14 protein-coding genes and 3 tRNA genes are annotated in these 22,357 nt (G+C 68.4%); 8 read left to right on the top strand and 9 right to left on the bottom strand.

What is annotated here, in order from left to right; translation table 11 throughout:
- Window positions 1-297: 297 nt before the first annotated feature.
- Entirely contained in the window at window positions 298-495 is a 198-nt protein-coding gene (locus AC1MFI_RS03335; RefSeq protein WP_479819652.1) for a hypothetical protein, read from the top strand.
- A 197-nt stretch (window positions 496-692) separates the two neighbouring features.
- On the opposite strand, the gene AC1MFI_RS03330 is transcribed toward AC1MFI_RS03335, so the two are convergent.
- The 3 genes from AC1MFI_RS03330 to tadA form a co-directional block, all read right to left on the bottom strand.
- Window positions 693-782: transfer RNA gene (locus AC1MFI_RS03330), tRNA-Ser, on the bottom strand.
- Between the two features lie 71 nt (window positions 783-853).
- Window positions 854-1,342: a pyridoxamine 5'-phosphate oxidase family protein gene (locus tag AC1MFI_RS03325; RefSeq protein WP_479819651.1), complete on the bottom strand. Its 489-nt coding sequence runs from the start codon at window positions 1,340-1,342 to the stop codon at window positions 854-856.
- Window positions 1,343-1,391: 49 nt separating this feature from the next.
- Window positions 1,392-1,886: a tRNA adenosine(34) deaminase TadA gene (gene tadA / locus AC1MFI_RS03320; RefSeq protein WP_479819650.1), complete on the bottom strand. Its 495-nt coding sequence runs from the start codon at window positions 1,884-1,886 to the stop codon at window positions 1,392-1,394.
- Between the two features lie 23 nt (window positions 1,887-1,909).
- Here tadA and upp point away from each other — a divergent pair, with 23 nt between their 5' ends.
- The 4 genes from upp to AC1MFI_RS03300 all read left to right on the top strand — a co-directional run bounded on the left by upp (window position 1,910) and on the right by AC1MFI_RS03300 (window position 5,752).
- On the top strand, window positions 1,910-2,545 hold the full coding sequence (gene upp, locus AC1MFI_RS03315) for a uracil phosphoribosyltransferase (RefSeq protein WP_479819648.1): 636 nt from the start codon (window positions 1,910-1,912) through the stop codon (window positions 2,543-2,545).
- A 110-nt stretch (window positions 2,546-2,655) separates the two neighbouring features.
- Entirely contained in the window at window positions 2,656-3,993 is a 1,338-nt protein-coding gene (locus AC1MFI_RS03310; RefSeq protein ID WP_479819646.1) for an APC family permease, read from the top strand.
- A gap of 366 nt (window positions 3,994-4,359) precedes the next feature.
- Window positions 4,360-5,178 carry a winged helix-turn-helix domain-containing protein gene (locus AC1MFI_RS03305; RefSeq protein ID WP_479819645.1) on the top strand — a complete coding sequence of 273 codons (819 nt, stop codon included), beginning with the start codon at window positions 4,360-4,362 and terminating at the stop codon, window positions 5,176-5,178.
- Window positions 5,179-5,215: 37 nt separating this feature from the next.
- Entirely contained in the window at window positions 5,216-5,752 is a 537-nt protein-coding gene (locus AC1MFI_RS03300) for a SixA phosphatase family protein (protein WP_479819643.1), read from the top strand.
- A 17-nt stretch (window positions 5,753-5,769) separates the two neighbouring features.
- On the opposite strand, the gene AC1MFI_RS03295 is transcribed toward AC1MFI_RS03300, so the two are convergent.
- Window positions 5,770-7,188: a dihydrolipoyl dehydrogenase family protein gene (locus AC1MFI_RS03295; protein ID WP_479819641.1), complete on the bottom strand. Its 1,419-nt coding sequence runs from the start codon at window positions 7,186-7,188 to the stop codon at window positions 5,770-5,772.
- Between the two features lie 91 nt (window positions 7,189-7,279).
- A tRNA-Arg gene (locus AC1MFI_RS03290) sits at window positions 7,280-7,355 on the bottom strand.
- Between the two features lie 293 nt (window positions 7,356-7,648).
- On the opposite strand from AC1MFI_RS03290, the gene AC1MFI_RS03285 reads away from it, so the two are divergent.
- Window positions 7,649-9,502 carry a phosphoenolpyruvate carboxykinase (GTP) gene (locus AC1MFI_RS03285; RefSeq protein ID WP_479819639.1) on the top strand — a complete coding sequence of 618 codons (1,854 nt, stop codon included), beginning with the start codon at window positions 7,649-7,651 and terminating at the stop codon, window positions 9,500-9,502.
- A gap of 71 nt (window positions 9,503-9,573) precedes the next feature.
- Here AC1MFI_RS03285 and AC1MFI_RS03280 read toward each other — a convergent pair whose 3' ends face one another.
- Window positions 9,574-11,025 (bottom strand): phosphomannomutase/phosphoglucomutase, encoded by a 1,452-nt coding sequence (locus AC1MFI_RS03280; RefSeq protein ID WP_479819637.1) that lies wholly within the window; start codon window positions 11,023-11,025, stop codon window positions 9,574-9,576.
- Between the two features lie 49 nt (window positions 11,026-11,074).
- Here AC1MFI_RS03280 and AC1MFI_RS03275 point away from each other — a divergent pair, with 49 nt between their 5' ends.
- Window positions 11,075-13,189: a RecQ family ATP-dependent DNA helicase gene (locus AC1MFI_RS03275; protein ID WP_479819636.1), complete on the top strand. Its 2,115-nt coding sequence runs from the start codon at window positions 11,075-11,077 to the stop codon at window positions 13,187-13,189.
- Window positions 13,190-13,304: 115 nt separating this feature from the next.
- On the opposite strand, the gene AC1MFI_RS03270 is transcribed toward AC1MFI_RS03275, so the two are convergent.
- A tRNA-Ser gene (locus AC1MFI_RS03270) sits at window positions 13,305-13,392 on the bottom strand.
- A gap of 105 nt (window positions 13,393-13,497) precedes the next feature.
- Entirely contained in the window at window positions 13,498-15,585 is a 2,088-nt protein-coding gene (locus AC1MFI_RS03265; protein ID WP_479819634.1) for a prolyl oligopeptidase family serine peptidase, read from the bottom strand.
- Between the two features lie 92 nt (window positions 15,586-15,677).
- Here AC1MFI_RS03265 and AC1MFI_RS03260 point away from each other — a divergent pair, with 92 nt between their 5' ends.
- Complete coding sequence (locus AC1MFI_RS03260) at window positions 15,678-17,636, top strand: FAD/NAD(P)-binding protein (protein ID WP_479819632.1); 1,959 nt, start codon at window positions 15,678-15,680, stop codon at window positions 17,634-17,636.
- A 149-nt stretch (window positions 17,637-17,785) separates the two neighbouring features.
- Here the strand turns inward: AC1MFI_RS03260 and AC1MFI_RS03255 are convergent, their stop codons facing one another.
- Window positions 17,786-22,330, bottom strand: coding sequence for an ExeM/NucH family extracellular endonuclease (locus AC1MFI_RS03255; protein WP_479819630.1), 4,545 nt, complete (start codon window positions 22,328-22,330; stop codon window positions 17,786-17,788).
- Window positions 22,331-22,357 lie beyond the last annotated feature (27 nt).

The following is a 22,357-nucleotide window of genomic DNA, read 5'->3' as shown; positions in this document are numbered from 1 at the left end:
CGCAGTCCTGAGGAACTGCGCGGGATACCCCGTCCTGATGGCTGGAGGACCCTGACGACTCATCAGTCAGACTCGCCCTCGACGCGCTTCCTGTGGTCGGGCAGGATGCTTCCATGGGGGATCGATCGATATCTGTGGCCGGAATCATGGGCTGCACAGCACTTCTCGCCGGCTGCGCCATCGCGCCGTCCTTCTCCGAGGACGAGAAGCTCGACATGCGGGACGGCACCAGTGAGTACCAGCGGGCTGTCCTGGAAGACCTGATCGTGACCGAGACCGAGTACCGTGACGCGGTGGATGCGACACCTCTGCCTCCAGGACAAGGGGTGGGGCGTCGGGCCCCTCGAGCCGCAGGACGGCGACCAACTGGGATTCACCTCCTCCTACAGCGGTGAGAGTGGCCCTTCCGACGAGGACATGCAGGCGTGCAACGAGGAGTTTATGACCCAGGTCGCTCCTATCTGGGTTTCCCAGCGCACGCCGCTGACACGGTAGCTGTCGTGTGCCCGCCTGCCTCGGGGTCCCGGCAGTCGCCGTGTTCGTTGCACGGGGATCATCTCGACGCGCCGGGACGATCATGCCGACCCCGTCGCCCCGGGCTCCCGACCTCGCTGCCTTGCCGCTGGTGCTTCTCGAGCAACGCAGAAGGCCTCGCATCCCTGTCTTCACAGGGGCTGCGAGGCCTTCTCAAATGGCGGTGACGGTGGGATTTGAACCCACGTTGGCTTTTACACCAAACAACATTTCGAGTGTTGCACCTTCGGCCGCTCGGACACGTCACCAACGCCGCTACTTTACCGGGTTCGGGGCGTCAGACCCAAAACGGGGAGCAGCGGCCACCTCGGTGGAGGCGCTAGGGCAGCTCGATGACCTCGTTCTTGCCGGAGTCCGGCTTGCTGCCCGTCACGAGGCCCTTGACCATCTTCACGGCCGAGACGACGCGCGGCGCATCCATCGACCAGTACTCGGCGGTATCGGCGTCGACATGGATGAGGGCGACGGCGGGATCGTCGCGGCCGTTCTCGAACCATGCGGACACCGATGGCCCCCACAGCTCGTCGATCTTCGCCTGGTCCTTCGTCAGCGTGGCCGTGCCGGCGATCGAGACGTAGCCCTTGCCGGTGCTCGCCGAGACGTTGACCTGGGGGTTGGCGCGGATCTCGTCCGCCTTGGGGGAGGGGTCCTCGGTGAAGAACCAGAGGTCGCCGTCGAAATCCTTGCCGTGCAGCGCGAGCGGCCTGCTCACGAGCCGGCCGTCGAGGCTCACGGTGGTGAGGATCGCGATGTCGGCCTTGCCGAGGATGTCCTGTACTTCCTTCAAACCGTCCTGCTGATCTGCCACGTCTACTCCTTCGAGGGGGATGCTGCGGATTTCATCAGCCTACGCAGTATCACCGGGAGCCGGAACCGGACCTCCGGGTGGCGAAGAACACCTTGAGGAGGGCGGCGCACTCTTCCTCGCGGACACCGGCGAACACCTCGGTCCAGTGGTTCAGCCGGCGCTCGCGGAGGACGTCGAACACCGAGCCCGAGGCCCCTGCCTTCTCGTCCCACGCCCCGAACACCACGCGGGGAATACGGGCCAGGACGGACGCCCCGGCGCACATCGCACACGGCTCGAGGGTCACCACCAGGGTGCACTCCTCCAGTCTCCATGCGCCGAGCTGCCCGGCGGCAGCTCGGATCGCCAGCACCTCGGCGTGCGCCGTCGGGTCGCCGAGTTCCTCGCGCTGGTTCCAGCCGGTGCCGAGCACGGCGCCGTCAGGCCCGACGACGACGGCTCCGATCGGCACGTCGGCGCTCGCACGGGTGAGCGCGGCCGCGTCCAGGGCCAATCCCATCCACGCCCAGTGATCCGGATCCACGGGAGGAAGGGAGGGGTTCATGGGCACAATGGTACTTTTGAGCCATGCGTGTACTGGTAGTCGATCACCCCCTGGTAGCCCACAAACTCACGGTTCTCCGGGACAAGGACACGTCGTCGCCGGTGTTCCGCCTCCTGACCGAGGAGCTCGTCACCCTGCTGGCCTATGAGGCCACCCGTGACGTCCGCGTGGAGGCCGTATCCATCGAGACCCCTGTCACCACCACCCAGGGCACCGGCCTCGTGAAGCCCACGCCGCTCGTGGTCCCCATCCTCCGGGCAGGCCTGGGAATGCTCGAGGGCATGACGCGCCTCGTTCCGACGGCGGAGGTCGGCTTCCTCGGCATGGCCCGCAACGAGGAGACCCTCGAGGCCATCACCTACGCCGAGCGCCTGCCGGACGACCTCACGGGGCGGCAGGTCTTCGTGCTCGACCCCATGCTCGCGACCGGAGGCACGCTCCGGGAAGCGATCAAGTTCCTCTTCGCGCGCGGAGCCGCCGACATCACCTGCATCTGCCTGCTCGCGGCTCCCGAGGGCCTCGCGACCCTGCAGGAGGAGCTGGAGGGCCGCAACGTCACGATCGTCCTGGCTTCGATCGACGAGAAGCTCAACGAGAAGTCCTACATCGTTCCGGGCCTCGGGGATGCGGGAGACCGCCTCTACGGCGTCGTCGGCTAGGCCGGACCCTGCCCGTTCCCGGCCGTCAAGCGATGGCCGGGAATGAGCAACAGCTAGCAGGACAGCGCCGAGGGGTTGTGCCGGCGACGGCCCCGGGGTCGAATGGTGCGATGACGAAGGACATCAGCGCGACCGAGCCGGCCACCGAGGGCGGTCTGAAGCGTGCGATCGGTACGCCGTTGCTGTTCGCGTTCATCGTCGGCGACACGCTCGGGGCGGGCATCTACACGCTCGTCGGTACCATGGCCGACGACGTCGGGGGCGTGATCTGGCTGCCACTGCTCATCGCGCTGGTCCTGGCCCTCCTCACAGCAGGAACCTATGCGGAGCTCATCACGAAGTACCCGCACGCCGGCGGTGCGGCACGGTACGTCGACCGGGCCTTCAGCATCCCGTACCTCTCGTTCCTGGTCGGGTTCCTGATGATGGCGTCCGGCATCACCACGGCGGCGGCCCTGGCGAATGCCTTCGCCGGTGACTACCTGGCCGCTCTCATCGATGTGCCGGCTGCTCCGACAGCAGTGGTCTTCATCATCCTCCTGACGCTGATCAACCTCCGCGGTGTCCGGGAGTCCCTTACCGCGAACCTCGTCGCGTCCGTCATCGAAGTGACCGGCCTCGTGTTGGTGATCGTGCTTGCGGCCGTCGTACTGGGCAGTGGCAACGGCGAGCCGGCCCGGCTCCTCGAGTTCGCCCCGGAGGTGCCGCCCCTGCAGGGTGCCTTCGCGGCATCCGTCATCGCCTTCTTCTCCTTCCTCGGCTTCGAGGCGGCGGCGAACATGGCCGAGGAGGTGCACAACCCGTCCAGGGCGTACCCCCGTGCCCTCTTCGGCGCGATCGGGACGGCTGCGGTGGTCTACCTCCTGATCGCTGTCGGAGCCGTCATCGTCCTTCCCCCGGCCGAACTCGCGGAGTCCACCGGACCGCTGCTCGCCGTCGTGACAGCGAGTGGTGTCGGGATACCGCCCTGGCTCTTCAGCCTGATCGCGCTGGTCGCCATCGCCAACGGCGCGCTGTTGTTCATGGTCATGGCCAGCCGGGTCGGGTATGGCCTCGCGGAAGCCGAACTCCTGCCGCGGGCCTTCGCCCGTGTGCTCCCCGCGCGGCGCACACCCTGGGTGTCGATCGTCGTCGTCGCCGGACTGACCATCGTGCTGTCACTCATAGGAGACGTCGGCACACTGGCCGAGACCACCGTGCTCCTGCTTCTCCTGGTGTTCCTGTCGGCCAATGTCAGCGTCCTCGTCCTCAAGAAGGACAGGGTGGACCACGCCCACTTCGCGGTGCCGCGGATCGTACCGGTGCTCGCGATCATCGCCAGCATCGCGCTGCTGGCCCAGCAGGCCGGCGTCGTCTGGCTCGGCGCTGTCGCGTATGTGGTAGTCGGGTCGGGGCTGTTCCTCGCGGCCCGGGCCGGTCGCAGGCGCGAGGAGCGCGTCTCCCGCTAGTACGTGGCGGGGCGGGGCCTCCGTACTGCGCGCCGGCTCCCGGATCTACTCCACCCGGTCAGCCGAACGCCTGCGTGGCCCTACTGTTCGCATGCTGGACATTCCGCATTGTTACTTGCGCGTAGCCGATTGTTACATGCAATAATTCGTCACGTGGACACCAACTCACCCGCATCTGCAGCCGCAGTTCCCTCCCTGGACATCGTGTCCGGAGCGGACCTCCGCTGTTATCGAATGCACGCGTAACGGTTATACCCAAACCTTTTCTACGCACTTCAAGCCCAACGGCGGGCATCATTCTTCATCCCGACCGGGCACACCCCGCATTCGAGCCGTGATGACGGCATACTTCACGAGGTTGTATTCATGTCAGTAAATCCGGGCTACGTCCATATCTCCCAACGCTCCCCCCAGAACCGCCAGGCACGCCAGCAGGTGGCGTCGTCCTTCAACGCCCACGCGCCGCAGGTGCCCCACCAGCCCTCCCGCCTGCAGGCCGTACCCGGGGGAGACGCTGCTCCCATGAGTGCTCCCGTTCCCGTCGTCGCCCCCAACGGCATACCGGGGCCCCAGGCTGTCACCGGCGACACGACGGCGCGCGGCTTCGTGCTCTACGTCGCGCTCGACGAGGCGACCGCCGCTGCGGCAGGCACCACCTTCTCGAAGCTCGCGCAGGACGTCCGGGCGTACGTCCGGACCCTCGTGCCGACGGCGGAGAGCCACGCGGCAGTCGCCCTGGCCCCGGCAGACGCCCCCGGCTCCGACATCGACGTCGTCCGTGCCGCGCTCGGCGACCCCACCGTCGCCCGACGCCCCCGGCCCGATGCCGCCCCCGCTCCGTCGCAGACGCAGCCGGCCCGCCCGACAGGCGTGCTCATCGACCTGTCACGGCGCGAGGTACACCTTGACGGCGAGACGCTGAACCTCACGTTCAAGGAGTTCGAACTGCTGAACTACCTCGTCGAGAACGCTGCCCGCACCGTCGGCCGCGAGGAGCTGCTGAGCGGGTTGTGGCGGAACGCCGACGAGGTACCGAACGAACGCACCATCGACGTGCACATCCGCCGCCTGCGGTCCAAGCTCGGGCGCCTCGCGAACACCGTCCGGACCGTGCGCGGCCAGGGCTACCGCTTCTACGACCACCCCGAAGTGGTCGTCTGGGCTGCTCCCGAGTACTCCATCTAGCCCTCTGCGCGCGGACGGGAGGCCATAGACTTCGGACATGGCCTCCCACCACCTGAAGAAGCTCCTGTTGCTGCGCCATGCCAAGGCCGAGTTCCAGGAGGGCGTGCCGGACCACGAGCGCTCGCTCAGTTCACGGGGCCACGCAGATGCCCCGCTCGCGGGGCGCTGGATGCTGGAGCACGAGGCCGTCCCCGACTTCATCCTCGTGTCCACGGCACTCCGCACGCGCCAGACCTGCACCTGGGTCTGCAAGGAACTCGGGGACAAGGCGCCCACGCCGAAGCTGGAGGACGAGCTCTACGCGGCACGGCCCACGGAGATCCTCGCGCTCATCAACCATGTGCCGCCGACCGTCACGAGCCTGCTCGTCATAGCGCACAACCCCGGGATCCAGGAACTGGCCATGCGTCTCGCCTCGGTCCGCTCGAGCGAGCGGGCGGTGATGGACCTCGCCACCGACTACCCGACCGCGGGCCTCACGGTGCTGTCCTACGCCGGCGAGTGGGCCGAGCTCGACGGGCGCGACGCCGACGTCACCGATTTCGTGGTGCGCAGGGCGTCGAGCCTGCGCTGAACTGCCCGGAACGGGAGTTACAGCCCGTACTTCTCCAGCAGGCGCAACCAGACCTCGCTGACGGTGGGGTAGGCGGGCACGGCGTGCCACAGGCGGTCCAGCGGCACCTCGCCCACAATGGCTACGGTGGCGGCGTGCAGCATCTCGGACACCTCAGGTCCGGCGAACGTGACGCCGATGAGCACCTTGCGATCCTCGTCCACGACCATCTGCGCCCAACCCTTGTAGCCGTCCGAATGGAGGGACGAGCCGGCGACGGCGATCGGCAGTGATGTCTCGGAGGCATTGACTCCGTCCTTCCGTGCCTGCTCCAGGGTGCGCCCCACCATCGCGATCTCCGGATCGGTGAAGACGACCTGCGGGACGGCACCGCGGTCCGCCGTGGCAGCGGAGGCGCTCCACGCCGCCGCGGAATCGCCCAGGGTGCCCCGGGCCCGCGCAGCGATGGCTTCTCCGGTCATGCGAGCCTCGTACTTGCCCTGGTGCGTCAACTGCACCCTGCCGCCGGCGTCGCCCACCGCGTAGAGCCAGCCGCCGGCGTCCGGCACGCGCCCGGTGTCATCGCTCCTGATCTTCTTCGGATCCAGTCCGAGGTCCTCGAGGCCGAGGCCGATGGTGTGCGGATGGCGCCCCGTCGACACGAGGAGCTTCTCGGCCGTGACGGTACGGCCGTCCCCGACGTCGAGAACGAACATGCCGCCGTCCTTGCGGACCGCGTTCGTGGCCGTGTCCGTCAGGATGGTGAGTCCCTCGCCCTCGAGCGCTTCGAGGACGAGGTCCGACGCCTCTTTCGGATAGTTGCCGAGGATCCCGCTGCGCGCGATGACCGTGACTTCCGCGCCGAGCCGCGCGTAGGCCTGCGCCAGTTCGACGCCGGCCACGCCGCCGCCCAGGACGGCGAGGCTGCTGGGGACCTCCTTCGCGGAGGTGGCCTCCCGCGTGGTCCAGTAGTCCAGCTCCGCGAGCCCGTCGACGGGCGGGACGGTCGGCGTGGATCCGGTCGCCAGGACGACGGCGTGGTTGGCCCGGTATCGGGTCTCGGAGCCGTCCTTGCGGCTGATGGTCACCTCGCGCTCACCGGACAGCTTCGCCCAGCCCCGTTCGAGCGTGATTCCTGCGGAGGCAACCCACTCCTCCTGGGAGGAGTCGTCCCAGTTCGAGGTGAAGGACGTGCGGCGGTCGAGGACCTGACGGGTGTCGAGGGTGCCGGTCACTGCTTCACGCGCGCCTGCGACGCCACGTGCCGCAGCGAGGACGGTTCCGGGCCGCAGGAGTGCCTTGGACGGCATGCATGCCCAGTAGGAGCACTCGCCGCCGACCAGATCGGCTTCGACGAGTACCGCCGAGAGGCCCTTCTGCACCACCCGGCCTGCAACGTTCTCGCCGACGGCGCCTGCGCCGATCACAATGACATCGGTGGTCTGGGGTTCGCTCATAGGCAGAGCCTTCCATCCACCCGGCAGGGGGGCAACCCAACGCGAAAGGCCCCGACCGGAATCGGGGCCTTTCAGTGGTTCTGGTGAACCGTGGTGCGCGCGAAGGGATTCGAACCCCCAACCTTCTGATCCGTAGTCAGATGCTCTATCCGTTGAGCTACGCACGCATCCGTAGTCCGTCGATCCGCAGTGCGAATCAGTCCTACAAGCGGGCCGTTTGGCCGTAGATAACTCTAGCGTGGATTCGCCGGGACGCCTAATCAGTACTTCGCTGCGTCAGATTCCAGACCGGTCTAGGTGACGTTTATCACACAGCTCTCCGGTGTAAGCGCTCGACAAGCCCGGGATGGCGCGGATCACCGGCATGCCGCAGCCAGTGTTTCGTCCATCCTGCCCTGGCCCGAAATATCGCGCCCCTAGCATCGATGAACACCGAGTCCCCCCAACGAAGGGAAGAGTAATGGGCGATCCCGTACGAGAGTCTGCGGCTGGCACCACCACTGATCCTGGCAGTCCCGCGCCGACGACGCATGCGGGCCTGCTGGCCTGGGTGCGGGAGGTGCAGGAGCTGACGCAGCCCGCCGACGTCGTGTGGGTGGACGGCTCCGAGGAGGAGAACCAGCGCCTCGCGGACGGCCTGGTCGAGTCCGGGACCTTCGTGCGGCTGAACCCCGAGACCTTCCCCAACTCCTTCGCTGCCTTCTCCGACCCGAAGGACGTCGCCCGGGTCGAGGAGCAGACGTTCATCTGCTCGGAGGACGAGAGGGAAGCGGGCTTCACGAACAACTGGATGGATCCGGCGGTGATGAAGGCCAAGCTCAAGGGCCTGTTCGCCGGTTCCATGCGCGGCCGCACCATGTACGTCATCCCGTTCGTCATGGGCCACCTCGACGCCGAGGACCCCAAGTTCGGCGTCGAGGTCACCGACAGCGCCTACGTGGTCACGTCCATGCGGATCATGGCGACGATCGGCACCGCCGTCCTGGACCGCATGACCGAACTCGACGCCGCGTTCGTCCCCGCGCTCCACTCGCTCGGCGCACCCCTCGCCGCCGGGGAGGCCGACGTCCCCTGGCCCTGCAACGAGGAGAAGTGGATCGTCCACTTCCCGGAGGAGCGCTCCATCTGGTCCTACGGCTCGGGCTACGGCGGCAACGCATTGCTCGGCAAGAAGTGCTATGCGCTGCGGATCGCGTCCGTGATGGCACGCGACGAGGGTTGGCTCGCCGAGCACATGCTGATCCTCAAGCTCACCTCCCCGCAGCACAGGACCTACTACCTCTCCGCAGCGTTCCCCTCCGCGTGCGGCAAGACCAACCTGGCACTGCTCGATCCCACGATCGAGGGCTGGAAGGTCGAGACCCTCGGCGATGACATCACCTGGATGCGCTTCGGCAAGGAAGGCGAGCTCCGCGCGGTGAATCCCGAGGCGGGGCTGTTCGGCGTCGCCCCCGGTACCGGCTGGCACACCAACCCCAACGCGATGCGGGCCATCGCCAAGGGCAACTCGGTGTTCACGAACGTCGCCCTCACCGATGACGGCGGCGTCTGGTGGGAGGGCATGACCGAGGAGGTGCCCGCGCACCTGACCGACTGGCAGGGCCGGGACTGGACGCCCGACATGGACCATCCTGCCGCACACCCGAACGCGCGGTTCTGCACGCCCATCGACCAGATCGACATGCTCGCCGAGGAATTCAACCGGCCGGACGGCGTCGAGCTCTCCGCGATCCTCTTCGGCGGCCGCCGGAAGACGACCGTCCCGCTCGTCACACAGTCCCGGAACTGGGCCAACGGCATCTTCATGGGCTCCACGCTGTCCTCCGAGACCACGGCTGCCGCGGCAGGGGAAGTGGGCAGGGTCCGCCGCGACCCGATGGCGATGCTGCCCTTCATCGGATACGACGCCGGCGACTACCTGCGCCACTGGCTCACCCTCAGCGCCGCAGCAGACCAGTCCCGCCTGCCGAAGATCTTCCTCGTGAACTGGTTCCGCCGGACAGCGGCCGGCGGATTCGCCTGGCCCGGGTTCGGCGACAACTCCCGGGTGCTCAAGTGGGTCATCGAACGGCTCGAGGGCACGGCCGACGCCGTCGAGACACCCATCGGGTACGTCCCCACCGGGGACGCCCTGGACCTGACAGGCCTGGACATGACCCCGGCCGAGGTGGAGGCCGCCGTGCATGTCGACGCCGTCGAATGGGCCGAGGAACTCGAGGGTATCGAGCAGTGGTACGCCCGCTTCGGCGCGTCCCTGCCCGAAGAGCTCAGGGACCAGCTCCACGAGCTCAAGGAACGCTTCAGCAACGCCTGACCGCCTGCGCTCATGTCAGAGGCCCCTTTCCTTCAGGAAGGGGCCTCTGTCCGTCTTCGGTGCTCTCCGCGCTAGTCGCGGATGACGGCGAGCACGCGCTGGACGAGGTCCTGGAGCGTTGCCGGGTCCACGGCCTCCGCGTTCAGCCGGAGGTACGGCTCCGTGTTGGAGGGGCGCAGGTTGAACCACCAGTTACCGTGGTCCGGCGTGAACGTGAGGCCGTCGAGGTCGTCGACCACCACGCCCTCCTGCTCGAACTCGGCACGCGCCCGGGCGATGGACGCAGGGAGGTCAGCCACTTTCGAGTTGACCTCACCCGAGGAGAAGTAGGGCTCGTACTCGCGGCCGAGCTCCGACAGCGGGCCGTCCTGCTCACCGAGGGCGGCCAGGACGTGCATGGCCGCGAGCATGCCGGTGTCCGCGTTCCAGAAGTCACGGAAGTAGTAGTGTGCCGAGTGCTCCCCGCCGAACACCGCGCCTTCCTCGGCCATGACGGCCTTGATGAAGGAGTGGCCCACGCGCGTGCGGACCGGGCGGCCGCCGTCGTGCCTGATCAGTTCGGGCACCGCACGCGAGGTGATGAGGTTATGGATGATCACGGGCTCGGGTTCGCCGGCGGCCTGCGCGCGGGCGATCTCGCGGCGTGCCACCATCGCGGTGATGGCGCTCGGCGAGACGGGCGCGCCCAACTCGTCGATGATGAAGCAGCGGTCGGCGTCACCGTCGAACGCGATGCCGATGTCGGCTCCGTGCTCGACCACGGCGGCCTGGAGGTCGCGGAGGTTCTCCGGCTCCAGCGGGTTGGCCGGGTGGTTGGGGAACGAGCCGTCGAGCTCGAAGTAGAGGGGGACGATCTCGAACGGCAGGGCCGGGAGGAGCCGGTTGCCGAGGACCGCGGGAGTCGTGAGGCCCGCCATGCCGTTGCCGGCGTCCACCACGATCTTCAGCGGGCGCGACGACGAGAGGTCCACCTGAGTGCGGAGGAACCGCGAGTACTCCTCGAGGATGTCCCGCACGCTCGTGCTGCCCTGCGCCTCGACGGCGGGGATCGTGCCGTCCGCGAGGTACTTCTCGGCACGCTCCTGCACGTCCTTGAGGCCCGTCTCCGAGGACACCGGCACGGCGCCGGGACGCGTCATCTTCATGCCGTTGTACTGGGCGGGATTGTGGCTGGCGGTGAAGGTCACGCCGGCCGCATCGAGGGTGCCGCTCGCGTAGTACAGCTCATCGGTCGAGATGAGGTCCAGGAAGAGCACGTCGGCGCCGCGGCGCGTGGCTCCCTCGGCGAAGGCCTTCGAGAATTCGGGGGAGGACGGGCGCATGTCACCGCCGACCAGGATGGTCTCGCCCGCCAGTCCCAGCGAGTCGACGAAGGCCGCTCCGACCGCCCGGACCGAGTCCACCGTGATGGTCTCACCGACGATGCCACGGACGTCGTACGCCTTGAAGGATGCAGAAAGATCGATGGTTGTAGTCACGTCTCGAAGTGTATCGGGTGGGGTCGCGGCGCCCGTTGTGCACATAGCGCTCCTGCCCGCTTCGAGTGGGGGAGGCGGCTGGGATACTGGGGAAATGTCGTCGACCACCACGCTGAACGAGCAAGCATCCGCCATCCTGCACACCCTCGTCGGGTCGCCCGACGCACAGTTCCACGAGGGGCAGTTCGAGGCCATCGAGGCCCTCGTCGAAGGTGGGCGGCGCGCGCTCGTAGTGCAGCGGACCGGTTGGGGCAAGTCCGCCGTGTACTTCGTGGCGAGCCTGCTCCTCCGGGCCCGCGGCGCCGGCCCCACGCTGATCGTCTCGCCCCTGCTCGCGCTGATGCGGGACCAGGTGGCCGCTGCCGCGCGAGCCGGCGTCCGGGCCGAGGCCATCAACTCGGCGAACCAGACCGAATGGCAGGACATCACCGCCAAACTGCAGGCCGACGAGGTGGATGTCCTCCTCGTCTCGCCGGAGAGGTTGAACAACCCCTCCTTCCGCGAGCTGTACCTGCCCGAGCTCATCCGGCGCACCGGCCTGCTCGTGATCGACGAGGCGCACTGCATCTCCGACTGGGGGCACGACTTCCGCCCCGACTACCGGCGCCTGCGCGACCTCATCATGGGGCTGCCGCAGGGCGTCCCGGTGCTGGCAACCACGGCGACGGCGAACTCCCGTGTGGTCGAGGACGTCGAGGAGCAGCTCGGTGCCGGCGGCACCGAGGTGTTCACCCTGCGCGGCGAACTGGCACGGAAGTCGCTGCGCCTCGGCGTGCTGCGCCTGCCCAGCCCGCGGTCCCGCCTCGCCTGGCTCCTCACGCATCTCTCCGACCTGCCCGGCAGCGGGATCATCTACGCCCTCACGGTGTCCGCGGCGGAGGACACGGCACGGCTGCTGCGCGAGAACGGGCATGCCGTCCGGGCCTACACCGGTCGCACCGACCCCTCAGACCGGGAAGCCGCGGAGGCCGCCCTGAAGAACAATGAGGTGAAGGCCCTCGTGGCCACGAGCGCGCTCGGCATGGGCTTCGACAAGCCCGACCTCGGCTTCGTGGTGCACCTCGGAGCGCCGTCCTCGCCGGTCGCCTACTACCAGCAGGTCGGGCGGGCAGGGCGCGGCACGCCGAACGCCGACGTCCTGCTGCTGCCCGGCGCCGAGGACCGTGACATCTGGGAGTACTTCGCCACCGCGTCCATGCCGTCGCAGGACGCGGCCCTCCGCGTGCTCGAGGCCCTCGAAGCCGGCGTCGTCCTGCCCACGCCGGCTCTCGAGACGCGTGTGAACCTGAAGCGGTCACCCCTGGAGCTGCTGCTCAAGGTGCTCGATGTCGACGGTGCTGTCCGTAAGGTCACCGGAGGCTGGGAGAGCACGGGGAAGCCGTGGACGTACGACGCCGAGCGGTACGGGCGTATCAGCGAGGCGCGTGTCGTCGAGCAGCGGGCGATGCTCGACTACGAGAACACATCGGGTTGCCGCATGGAGTTCCTGTCCCGGTCACTCGATGATCCGGCGGCGTCCCCGTGCGGCCGCTGCGACACCTGCGCCGGCCCCTGGTACTCGGACGACGTGGCGCATGAGGCCTCGGACTCTGCCGACCAGGCTTTGAGCCGTGTGGGCGTGGAACTCGAGCCGCGGGGCCAGTGGCCCAGTGGTATGGACAAGCTGGGTGTGCCACTGAAGGGGAAGCTGAAGCCGGGCGAGGTGAGCCTGCCCGGCCGTGCGCTGGCACGCCTCACGGACCTCGGATGGGGGAACCGGCTGCGCGAACTGATGTCCGATGCGACCCCGGATGCGCCGCTCGACCCGTCCGTCGTCGAAGCCGTCGTGCGCGTCCTCGCCCAGTGGGGCTGGGACGAGCGGCCCGTCGCCGTGGTCAGCGTCCCGTCGCGGCGTCGTCCTGAGCTCATCGGTTCCCTCGCACAGGCGCTCGCCCGCGTCGGCCGCATTCCCTACCTTGGCCAGTTGACCACTCCGCACGGTTTTCCGCAGGGCCAGCCGGGCGGTAACAGCGCGTTCCGGCTCGCCTCGGTCTGGGACCACTTCGCCGTTCCCGAGGAGGGCGCCGCCTGGTTCGCCGCGAATCCGGGCCCGGTGCTGCTCGTGGACGACTTCGCCGACAGCCGGTGGACCATCACGGAGGCCGGGCGGGCGTTGCGTGCCGCGGGGGCGTCCGGCGTCCTTCCCTTCGCCCTTGCGCTGAAGGCTTAGGGAAGACCCGCCCGGAAACCCACAGGCTGTCCTGCCGGTCGGTTCCTCGGGTACGGGTCGGCGCTCAGAAGTTACGCCCGACGAAAAGGGCCCCTATTTCTAGGGGCCCTACACGCGGAGACGGGGGGATTTGAACCCCCGGTAGGCTTTAGGCCCACACTTCATTAGCAGTGAAGCCCATTCGGCCGCTCTGGCACGTCTCCATCGGCTATCTCTAGCTTCCCAAGGTTACCCAGAAGGAGAGGGCAAGAGCAAAACCGTCGCCCTCGCCCCCTGCCGGTGCTGCGCCCGGGGCGCGGCTGAAGGCTTCAGAGCGATCCCGTGAGGGCCCGCCACAGGAACTCGAAGCTCATCGCATGCATCCTCGCGGCCTGGCGATTGTCGGACGCCCCAGCATGGCCACCCTCCAGTGCTTCGTGGAACCAGACGTTCTGCATCCCGAGATCCTTCATCTTCGCCGCCATCTTCCGTGCCTGCACGGGGCCCACGCGATCGTCGCTCGTCGCCGTCCAGATGAGCGTCTTCGGATAGGCCACGTCCTCGCGGAGGAGGTGGTACGGCGAGAACGTCTGGACGTACTCCCATTCCTCGGGCTTGTCCGGATCCCCGTATTCGGCGATCCAGGAGAAACCGGCAGACAGCTTCGTGTAGCGGCGCATATCCAGGAGCGGTACGCCGCACGAGATCGCACCGAACAGGTGCGGGTACGTGGTGAGCATGTTGCCGACGAGCAGACCGCCGTTGCTCCTGCCGGTGCAGCCCAGGAGTGCCGGTGCGGTGACGCCCCGCTGCACCAGGTCCCCGGCGATGGCTGCGAAGTCCTCGTACGCACGATGACGATCGGCATGGAGGGCGGCGTGGTGCCACCGGGGCCCGTACTCGCCTCCGCCACGGATATTGGCCAGCACGTACACGCCGTGGCGGCCGTCGGCCGTGGTGCGCTCCAGCCACCCCCGTCCTGTCACGCCGCTGTACGCGGGCGTCATCGAGTGCTCGAAGCCGCCGTATCCCGACAGCAGGGTCGGGTTGCCGCCGTCGAGCTGCAGGTCCTTCGCGGCGATCTGGAAATACGGGACCCGCGTGCCATCGGCCGACACCGCGAAGTGCTGCTCCACGGCATAGCGGTCCTCGTCGAAGTAGGACGGCGAGGACTTGACGGCGGAGTAGGTGCCGCCGATCGTGCCGCGGTAGAGCGTCGACGGCGTGAGGAATCCGGTCGCGACGAGCCAGTAGTCGTTGCCCGCGTCGTCGTCCTCGTCGTCCACCGCGTACGCGTCGACAGAATGGAGCGGCGGGCACGCGTCGAGGAGGTCCGCGGCCCAATCCCGTGCGGGATCGAGGATGCGGATCTCGGAGGACACGTCGTGCAGAAGGTTCAGCAGGAGGAAGTCCCGGGTCCAGCTCCAGGACTGGAGGGACGTCGCGGCGTCCGGCGTGAAGACTGTCGCGAACGCTCGCCCGCCGGTGAGGAAAGCCTCCAGTTCGATGACGAGCAGTGACCCGGCCGCATGCGTGGTCCCCTCGGCGGTCCAGTCCGTGCGGGGTCGGATGACCAGCCACTCCCGGTGCAGGGAGATACTCGCGTCCTCCGGGATGTCGAACAGGCGCCAGTCGCCTCCCTGCCGCAGATAGGTCCGGCGGGTGTAGAAGTCGATCGTGTCGACGGCGATGTCCCGCTCGAAACCCGGAGTGGGATCATGCAGCACGAGGGCCATCATGTGGTCCTCGTCCACCTCGAAGTACTGCTCGGCCGAAGCGAGGTCGCCTCCGCGCCGGAGGATGCGTACCGTCCGCGGGTAGGAGCTCGACGTCATCGAGCCGGGACCGAAATCGGTACCGACGTAGAGTGCATCCGGCCCGCACCAGGTGATACGGCTCTTCGCCGTCGGGATATCGAAACCGCCCTCGACGAAGGTCCGCGAACCGAGGTCGAATTCGCGGTAGCGGGCCGCGTCGCCGCCATCGGGGGAGAGCACCACGAGCACCCGCTGGTGGGGCTCGCCCTCTGCCGGGCGCAGGAAGAGCGCCCCGCCCCAGACCCATTCCGTTCCTTCGGCTGCACTCAGCTCGTCGAGGTCGAGCAGGAGTTCCCAGGCCGGGTCCGCCGAGGCGTAGCTGTCCCACGTCGTGCGACGCCAGATACCCCGGCGGTGCTCGGCGTCGCGCCAGAAGTTGTAGTAGAGATCACCGTGCTTGCCGGCCATGGGGATGCGATCGGTGGAGTCGAGCACCTCGAGGGTGCTCCGTTCACGCGCTTCGAAATCGGGAGTCACGAGAGCGTCCTCGGTCAGCGAGTTCTCCGCACGCACCCACTCGAGCTGCTTCTCGCCGTAGATGTCCTCGAGCCAGAGGAAAGGGTCGTCCGTAGGGGCGGTGGTCTCCGTCGAGTGCGTCATCCGCCCATCCTATGCAGGGCTCCGGCGGCGCAGCCATTGCCCTGTACACCATGCCGGGCGAGGGTGGTGGCGGCGTTGGATACTCTGGACGGGTGGAGAACAGGGAGTCGTGGCAGGTGGCCGTCATCGGAGGCGGGCCCCGCGGCACCTCCGTCGTGGAGCGCCTGATCGCCCGGCATCGGGCGCTCGGCGAGGGTGCTCCCGATCTCGTCATCCACGTCGTCGAGCCCCACGAACCCGGACCGGGACACATCTGGCGGACCGATCAGTCGCGGCTCTTCCTCATGAACACACCCTGCCTCTACCCCACAGTGGTCCCGGTGGGAGCCGCGGCCGCCCGTCTCGCGGCTGCACCTGTCGCCTGGTCCTTCGACGCGTGGCGCAGGCGCGTGAACGAAGGGCTCATAGTGGACCTCGACGTCGCGGATGCCGTGGAGAGCTCCACGTTGACGGCGGGCGGATTCCCGAGCAGGGCCCTGTACGGCCGGTACCTCACCTGGATGTTCTCGGAGGTGGCGCGCCAGGCCGGGCGTGGCGTGAGCGTACTGCACTGTCCCAAGGAAGCCGTCAGGATCACGGAAGCCGCCGGCGATGCCACTGGAAGCTCCGCCCGCCGGTGGCGTATCGAGCTCGACGACGGTTCGGGTCTCGACGCCGACGACGTCGTGCTGGCCGTCGGCCACCTGCCCGCGACGCTTACTCCCGAGCAGGAGGGGCTGCAGGATGCCGCCGCGCGCCACGGTCTGCAGTACTGGCCGCCCGCTGTCCCGGCCGACGTCTCCTGGAACCGGCTCCCCGCCCGGAAGACGGTCCTGATCCGCGGCCTCGGTCTCAACTTCTTCGACGCCATGATCCAGCTGACGGAGGGCCGCGGCGGGCGGTTCTCGGCCGCCACGGACGGCCGGCTGCGGTACGAGCCCTCAGGCAAGGAGCCGCGGCTGGTCGCGGCCTCCCGGCGGGGCGTACCCTACAGGGCCAAGGCGGCGCTCGATTCCTACATCCCGCGCAGTGTCACACTGCGCTTCTGCGTACCCGCGCGCGTCCTCGCCTTCCGGCAGGCGGGGGTCCAGCCGGGCTTCGACCACGACATCTGGCCCCTTCTGCACCGCGATGTGCTCTGGGCCTATTACTCGACGCTCTGCAGGACGAACGCCGACGTGCCCGCACGGGCGGCGCCCGAATTCCTCGAGGAACTGGACACCGCCCTGGCGATGGAGGGACCTGCGTGGGAGCTGGAAGCCGGGGCCGCCGTCGCCCGTGCAGTGCCGGAGGGACTCCGCCTCGACGTCGAAGCCCTCGCGCACCCGTTCGCCGGTCGGCGCTTCGCCGATGGCGAGGACTTCACGGCGGCCGTGCTCGCCTACCTCGATGCGGACGCTGCCGGTTCGGCGAAGGGCGAGGACGACGCCCTCAAGATGGCTGTCGGCGCCATGAATGCAGGGCGATCGGTCATCAAGCAGGCCGTCGCGGACGGCGGTATCTCCGATTCGTCCTGGGACGCGGAACTGCGGGGGTGGTTCGAGCCACTCGTCGAGGGCCTGGCCAGCGGACCGCCACCGGTGCGGATCGCGCAGCTCGCCGCACTCGTCCGGGCGGGTGTCGTCCGCTTCGTCGGCCCCAACCCGAGCTTCGGCTTCGATCCGGACGAGGAGCTGTTCCGCGCGAGTTCGCCGTGGGTGCAGAAGGACTCGTTCACCGCGCGCTATCTGGTCGAGGCGATGATGCCCGCGAACCGGGTGTCCACGAGCCTGTCTCCGCTGATGCGCACCCTCCTCGAGCAGGGCACCGTACGCCCGAGGACCTTCATGGCCGAGGACGGCGTTCCGGTGACGTCACCCGGGTTGGACGTCACGGCGCCTCCCTACCGCGCGGTCGACCGGACCGGCAGGGAACAGGAGTCGCTCTACGTGATCGGCCTCCAGCTCGCCTCGGTCCAGTGGGGAACGGCGATCGCCGCGGAGGCGGGCGCGCCGCTCGAGGCCGGCGGCAGGACACTGCTCGACGCCGACGCCATCGCGGGCGCGATCCTGGGGAGGGCTGGAGCCGTCTAGGACCCTCGGGCCGAACCAGGGCTCGGGAGGCTGCCGAGCGCCCTGGACCCGGTGCGTCCACGAGCGGGCTCACCGGATAGACGAAGGGGGACCTCCACCATGCTGGTGAAGGTCCCCCTGATCATGCGGGCCGGAGCCCGGCGACCTGCCTAGCGCTCGAGGCAGCGCTGGTAGTTCGCCAGGTGCGCACGGTAGCTGGCCCAGCTGCCGTTGTTCGCGCCTTCAGCCGGGACCTCAGGCTCGGAGCAGGCGGGCTTGCCCGGCTTCACCGGCTTACCGGGCTTCACCGGCTTGCCCGGCGTGGGCGGGTCGGTCGGCGTGACCGCTTCGACGGTGATCGGGAGGGTCACCGTGGTCGCGCTCGGTGTCGCCGTCAGGACGATGCGTCCCTGCCCGCTGGCCGTCGTCGGGACGGTGAGGTTCACCGTGGCGCTTCCTCCGGTGACAGGCACGCTTCCCAGCGTCGTCGCCGTGCCGTCCGCGGCGACGAAGCTCGCGTCCAGCGAGGTGTTCGCCGGGCTGCCGAGCGAGGTGAGGTCCAGTTTCGACACCGTGAAGGAAACGGCGTCACCGGCCTTCACCGTGGTCGGAGCACCCTGCACCTGCACGGTGCGACGATCGAAGGACGGTGACAGCGGGCTGTTGGCCCGGATGTAGTCGATCCACGCGTCGCGGTCCACCAGCCCTGAATCGCGGGTGTCGGTCCCTTCACGGAAGGCCGTGAAGTTGTCACCACCCTGCGCCAGGAAACTGAAGGTGCCGATCCGGTAGTCCTTCGCGGGGTCGAGGGGCGCACCGTCGATCAGGACGGAGGTGATCCTCGAACCCCGAGCCAGCGCCGGGTCGTAGGTCACGCTCACGTTGTCCGACAGTCCGAGGGCCAGGAAGGACCTCGAGCTGCCGTCCGGCTGCCACTGCTGCTCCAGCATCGCCTTGAACTGCGCACCGGTGAGGGTGGTGGTCCACAGGTTGTTGACGAAAGGGAGCACCGCATTCGCTTCGGCGAAGGTCACGACGCCGTCCGGTGCGTAATACAGCTCGTTGCGAAGACCACCCGGGTTGACGACGCCGATCTGCGCTCCACCGCGGTCAGGGGATGCGAGGCTGGCCCGCAGCGAATCGGCGACCAGGTTGCCGAGCGTGGACTCGTTGGCACGGTCGTCACGCGTGGTCCCGGTGAAGGCCGAGGTGATGTCCTGCGTGACCGAGCCGACCGGCTGGCTGCCGATGACCGTGGCCTGCGCGAGGGCTGCGTCGACGATCGTCTTGACCTCGGCGACGCGGGGGTAGGCGCTCACGAGGGCGGCGTCCGCCTCCGTGGTGCGGGCGACGTTGCGGGCCGTGTAGGACTCGACATCACCGGTGGCGGTATCGACGGTCAACGTGATCTGTCCGACGAACTCGCCGTAGGACCCGGTCTGCAGGATCGGCCGGGTCTCGCCCGCGGCACCCGGGACGGGAGCGTCCCACGCGTACTGCTTGTGCGTGTGCCCGGTGAAGATGGCATCCACGAGCGGACTGGTCTCCGTGACGATGCTCGCGAACGAACCACCCGCGGCGATCTCCTGCTCGATCGTGGCACCCTCGACGACGCCGTCACCGGCTCCGTCGTGGTACTCCGCGACGATGACATCCGCGAGGTCCTGCTCCTCGATCTCCGTGGCGACGCGGTTGACCGCTTCCACGGGATCACCGAAGTCGACGTTCGCGATGCCACCGGGGCTGACGAGGGTGGCCGTCTCCTCGGTGACGACGCCGATCACCGCGACGTCGACGCCGTCGACCGTGATGATCGAGTACTCATCGAGCGCAGGCTCCGTGGTGCCCTTGGTGTAGACGTTCGCGCCGAGGTACGGGAAGGCTGCCGCGTCGGCGACGCGTCCGGTCAGGTCTCCGAAGCCCTTGTCGAACTCGTGGTTGCCCACGGCGGACGCCTCGAGCTCGAGGGCGTTGAGGACGTCGATCGTCGGCTTGTCGTCCTGCAGGGCAGAGGCGAACAGCGACGCACCGATGTTGTCACCGGCCGAGAGGAAGGCGGTCTTGTCCTCACCGAACTCGGCCCGCAGCTTCTCGACGGTTCCGGCGAAGCGCACCGTGTTGGCGTCGATCCGTCCATGGAAGTCGTTGATGTTGAGCAGGCTGAGCTCGGCGGTGGGGTCGGCAGGCACGAGGTCGAGCCCCACGATCACCGGGTCGTGGTCGCTGGCCCGGTAGGGATCGGCGGCGTAGTAGTCGGTGACGTTGTTGTTGAACCGGCTGTACTCGAGCGCCACGGACTCGACGGAGTTGATGTTCCACGTATCCACGCCGGACACCGTGGCGTCTGCTGCGGGTGACGCGAGGATGTGGTCGAGCGAGCCACTCAGCCCCGAGAACACGTAGGAGTAGCTGTCGTCCTTCTCACCCTGGTTGACGTACCCGGCGTCGTAGAGGACCTGCATGGGATCCTCGTGCGTGTAGGAGTTGAAGTCACCGGTCAGGAAGACCTTGTCCGTCCTGGCCGAGGCCTTCACGGAATCGGCGAAGGCTACCAGGGCCTTCGCCTGGGTGACGCGCGCGGCGTTCCAGGCACCCTGGCCGTCGCCGTTGTCGGCGTTCGTCCCGGAGCTCGGGGCGGAGCCCTTCGACTTGAAGTGGTTGACGATCGCGAGGAAGGTCTCGGCTTCGGTCCCGCCGACGGGCTTGAAGGCCTGGGCGAGGGGCTTGCGGGCATTCGAGAAGGCGACGGTGTCATTCAGGATGACGGACTCGCCCACGGGCTCGGCGACGGCCTTCTTGTAGATCATCGCCGTGCGGATGACGTCCTCCTCGGCCGGGGCGGGAACTGCCGCCGGGGAGCGCACGTAGTCCCAGGTCCCGGGCGCTGCCTCATTGAGGGCTGCGACGAGCGTTGCGAGGGCGGAATCGCGTTCCTTGCCGAACTTGACCGAGTTCTCGATCTCCATCAGGGTCACGACGTCGGCGCCGAGCGTGTTGATCGCGGCGACGATCTTCGCTTCCTGGCGCTCGAAGTTCTCCTTGTTCGCAGCGCCGCGGGCATCGCAGCCCCTGTTGATGGTGATCGGGTTGCCCGCGCGGTCGGTGTAGTAGGTGCACCCCGCAAGGTCCTCACCGGTGGTGGGGAAGTAGTTGAGCACGTTGAAGGACGCGATCTTCAGGTTGCCGCCGACAGGCTGGGGCGCCGCAGGGCGCTCACCGGCGAACTGCACGGGCTGCACTCCCGATGGGTTCGCGCCGTCGAGCTCGGCGAGCGGCTGGAACTTCCAGGCGCTGTTCCGGTAGTCGAGGACCACCGGGGAGGTGAAGTCCGCGCTGTAGCCGACGCGGACGGGCTGGGCCGTCGTGAGGTACGGAAGCACCTTGCCGCGGTTCGCCTGGTTGAGGAAGTTGGTCGAGGCGCCGTCGTCGAGGCGGACGCTGCGCGCCGCATTGTCGGCGATGACCGCCGCATTCTCCGGGGTCCCTGGACGCGCGACGTCGGTCGGCTGGAGCAGGCGCTCGGTGCCGGTTGCCAGAGTGACCTCGCCGTACTGGTTCAGCGTGTAGTTGTCGGCGACCGTGAAGGACTCGGAGGGGTGGAAGAGCATGCCCTCGACCGCCTCACGGGCGGCTTCCGTGCCGGGCAGCGCGATGACGGATGCCTTCGGTTCCTCGGCGGCCTCGGTGAGCTTGACGGTTCCACCCGCCGCGACGGTGACCTGCGTCAGGCCGCTGAACTCACCGGCGGTGCCGGTGACCTCGACGTAGTCGCCGACGGCGACGGATCCGACAGTCGCGGGGGAGTAGACGAAGACAGCATCCGATGCGGGCTGGTCGGCCGCGGCCGTGGTGCCCGGTGTCTGGAGGTAGAAGCCCGCGAAGCCGCCCGTGGGGTAGGCAGCGGTGACCTTGCCACGCGTGGTGACGGTCTGGCCGGCCAGGGGAGTGGTGCTGCCGGTGCCCTGGATGTCACGGATGGCGGTGACGATCCCGGGAACCGGCGGTGCCGGAGGTGTCGGGGTGGGTGTGGGCGTCGGGACCGGTCCGCCGGGGGTCGCGCCGCTGTTCGTGGGCGTCGTGTCCTGGAGGGTGAAGTCCGCGCCGTTGTTGTCCGTGTCGGCGAAACCGGTGCGACTGGCGGATTTGGTGCTGCCGCTGCCGGGGGCGGTGGCTGCCGTCCCTTCGAAAGCGGTGGCGGCACCATAGCCGAGGAGGTCGACGACGCCGGGCGCGCCGGCTGCATTGCCTGCAGGCAGTGCTCCGACGGTGGTGGCCTGGTTCGCCAGGACGATGACTCCGCCCGGGGCGCCCGGCGCGAAGCCCGTCACCAGGTCCGGGGTGGGCAGTGGTGCGCTCGCGGTGCCGTTGGAGTTGCCCTGCACCAGGAAGTATCCCTTCGCGGGGATGGTTCCACGGAGCGCTGTGGGACTCGGCGCCGTGGCGGTGGACCCCGCGCCCCGGTACTGCAGCGACCAGCCGTCGAGGGCCACCGGCGCATCGGTGGGGTTGTAGAGCTCCACGTACTTGTTGGTGAACGGGGTTCCTGCGGAACCGCCCGAGACGAACGCCTCGTTGATGATGACGCCGTCTCCTGCGACGGACGCCGTGCCAGGTGGTGTCTCCACCGCGTTGGCAGGCAGTGCGATCATCGGTGAGGCGATCAGCCCCACCGACAGCGCCGCACCGAGCGCTCCCTTCCATGACGAATTAACCATTCGTTCTGTCTTCTCCTTGACGATGGC

The sequence above is a fragment of the Arthrobacter sp. BC5 genome, assembly GCF_056680255.1.
Note: the sequence above shows the minus strand (reverse complement) of the source record. Positions and strands in the feature narration are given on the sequence as shown.

What these genes read in the sequence shown, in the direction of transcription:
- AC1MFI_RS03295 (WP_479819641.1), bottom strand. Translation starts at nt 7,188, where the DNA reads ATGAGCGAACCCCAGACCACCGATGTCATTGTGATCGGCGCAGGCGCC.
- AC1MFI_RS03305 (WP_479819645.1), top strand. Translation starts at nt 4,360, where the DNA reads ATGTCAGTAAATCCGGGCTACGTCCATATCTCCCAACGCTCCCCCCAG.
- AC1MFI_RS03285 (WP_479819639.1), top strand. Translation starts at nt 7,649, where the DNA reads ATGGGCGATCCCGTACGAGAGTCTGCGGCTGGCACCACCACTGATCCT.
- AC1MFI_RS03300 (WP_479819643.1), top strand. Translation starts at nt 5,216, where the DNA reads ATGGCCTCCCACCACCTGAAGAAGCTCCTGTTGCTGCGCCATGCCAAG.
- upp (WP_479819648.1), top strand. Translation starts at nt 1,910, where the DNA reads ATGCGTGTACTGGTAGTCGATCACCCCCTGGTAGCCCACAAACTCACG.
- AC1MFI_RS03310 (WP_479819646.1), top strand. Translation starts at nt 2,656, where the DNA reads ATGACGAAGGACATCAGCGCGACCGAGCCGGCCACCGAGGGCGGTCTG.
- AC1MFI_RS03280 (WP_479819637.1), bottom strand. Translation starts at nt 11,025, where the DNA reads ATGTGCACAACGGGCGCCGCGACCCCACCCGATACACTTCGAGACGTG.
- tadA (WP_479819650.1), bottom strand. Translation starts at nt 1,886, where the DNA reads ATGAACCCCTCCCTTCCTCCCGTGGATCCGGATCACTGGGCGTGGATG.
- AC1MFI_RS03335 (WP_479819652.1), top strand. Translation starts at nt 298, where the DNA reads ATGCGACACCTCTGCCTCCAGGACAAGGGGTGGGGCGTCGGGCCCCTC.
- AC1MFI_RS03255 (WP_479819630.1), bottom strand. Translation starts at nt 22,330, where the DNA reads ATGGTTAATTCGTCATGGAAGGGAGCGCTCGGTGCGGCGCTGTCGGTG.
- AC1MFI_RS03275 (WP_479819636.1), top strand. Translation starts at nt 11,075, where the DNA reads ATGTCGTCGACCACCACGCTGAACGAGCAAGCATCCGCCATCCTGCAC.
- AC1MFI_RS03265 (WP_479819634.1), bottom strand. Translation starts at nt 15,585, where the DNA reads ATGACGCACTCGACGGAGACCACCGCCCCTACGGACGACCCTTTCCTC.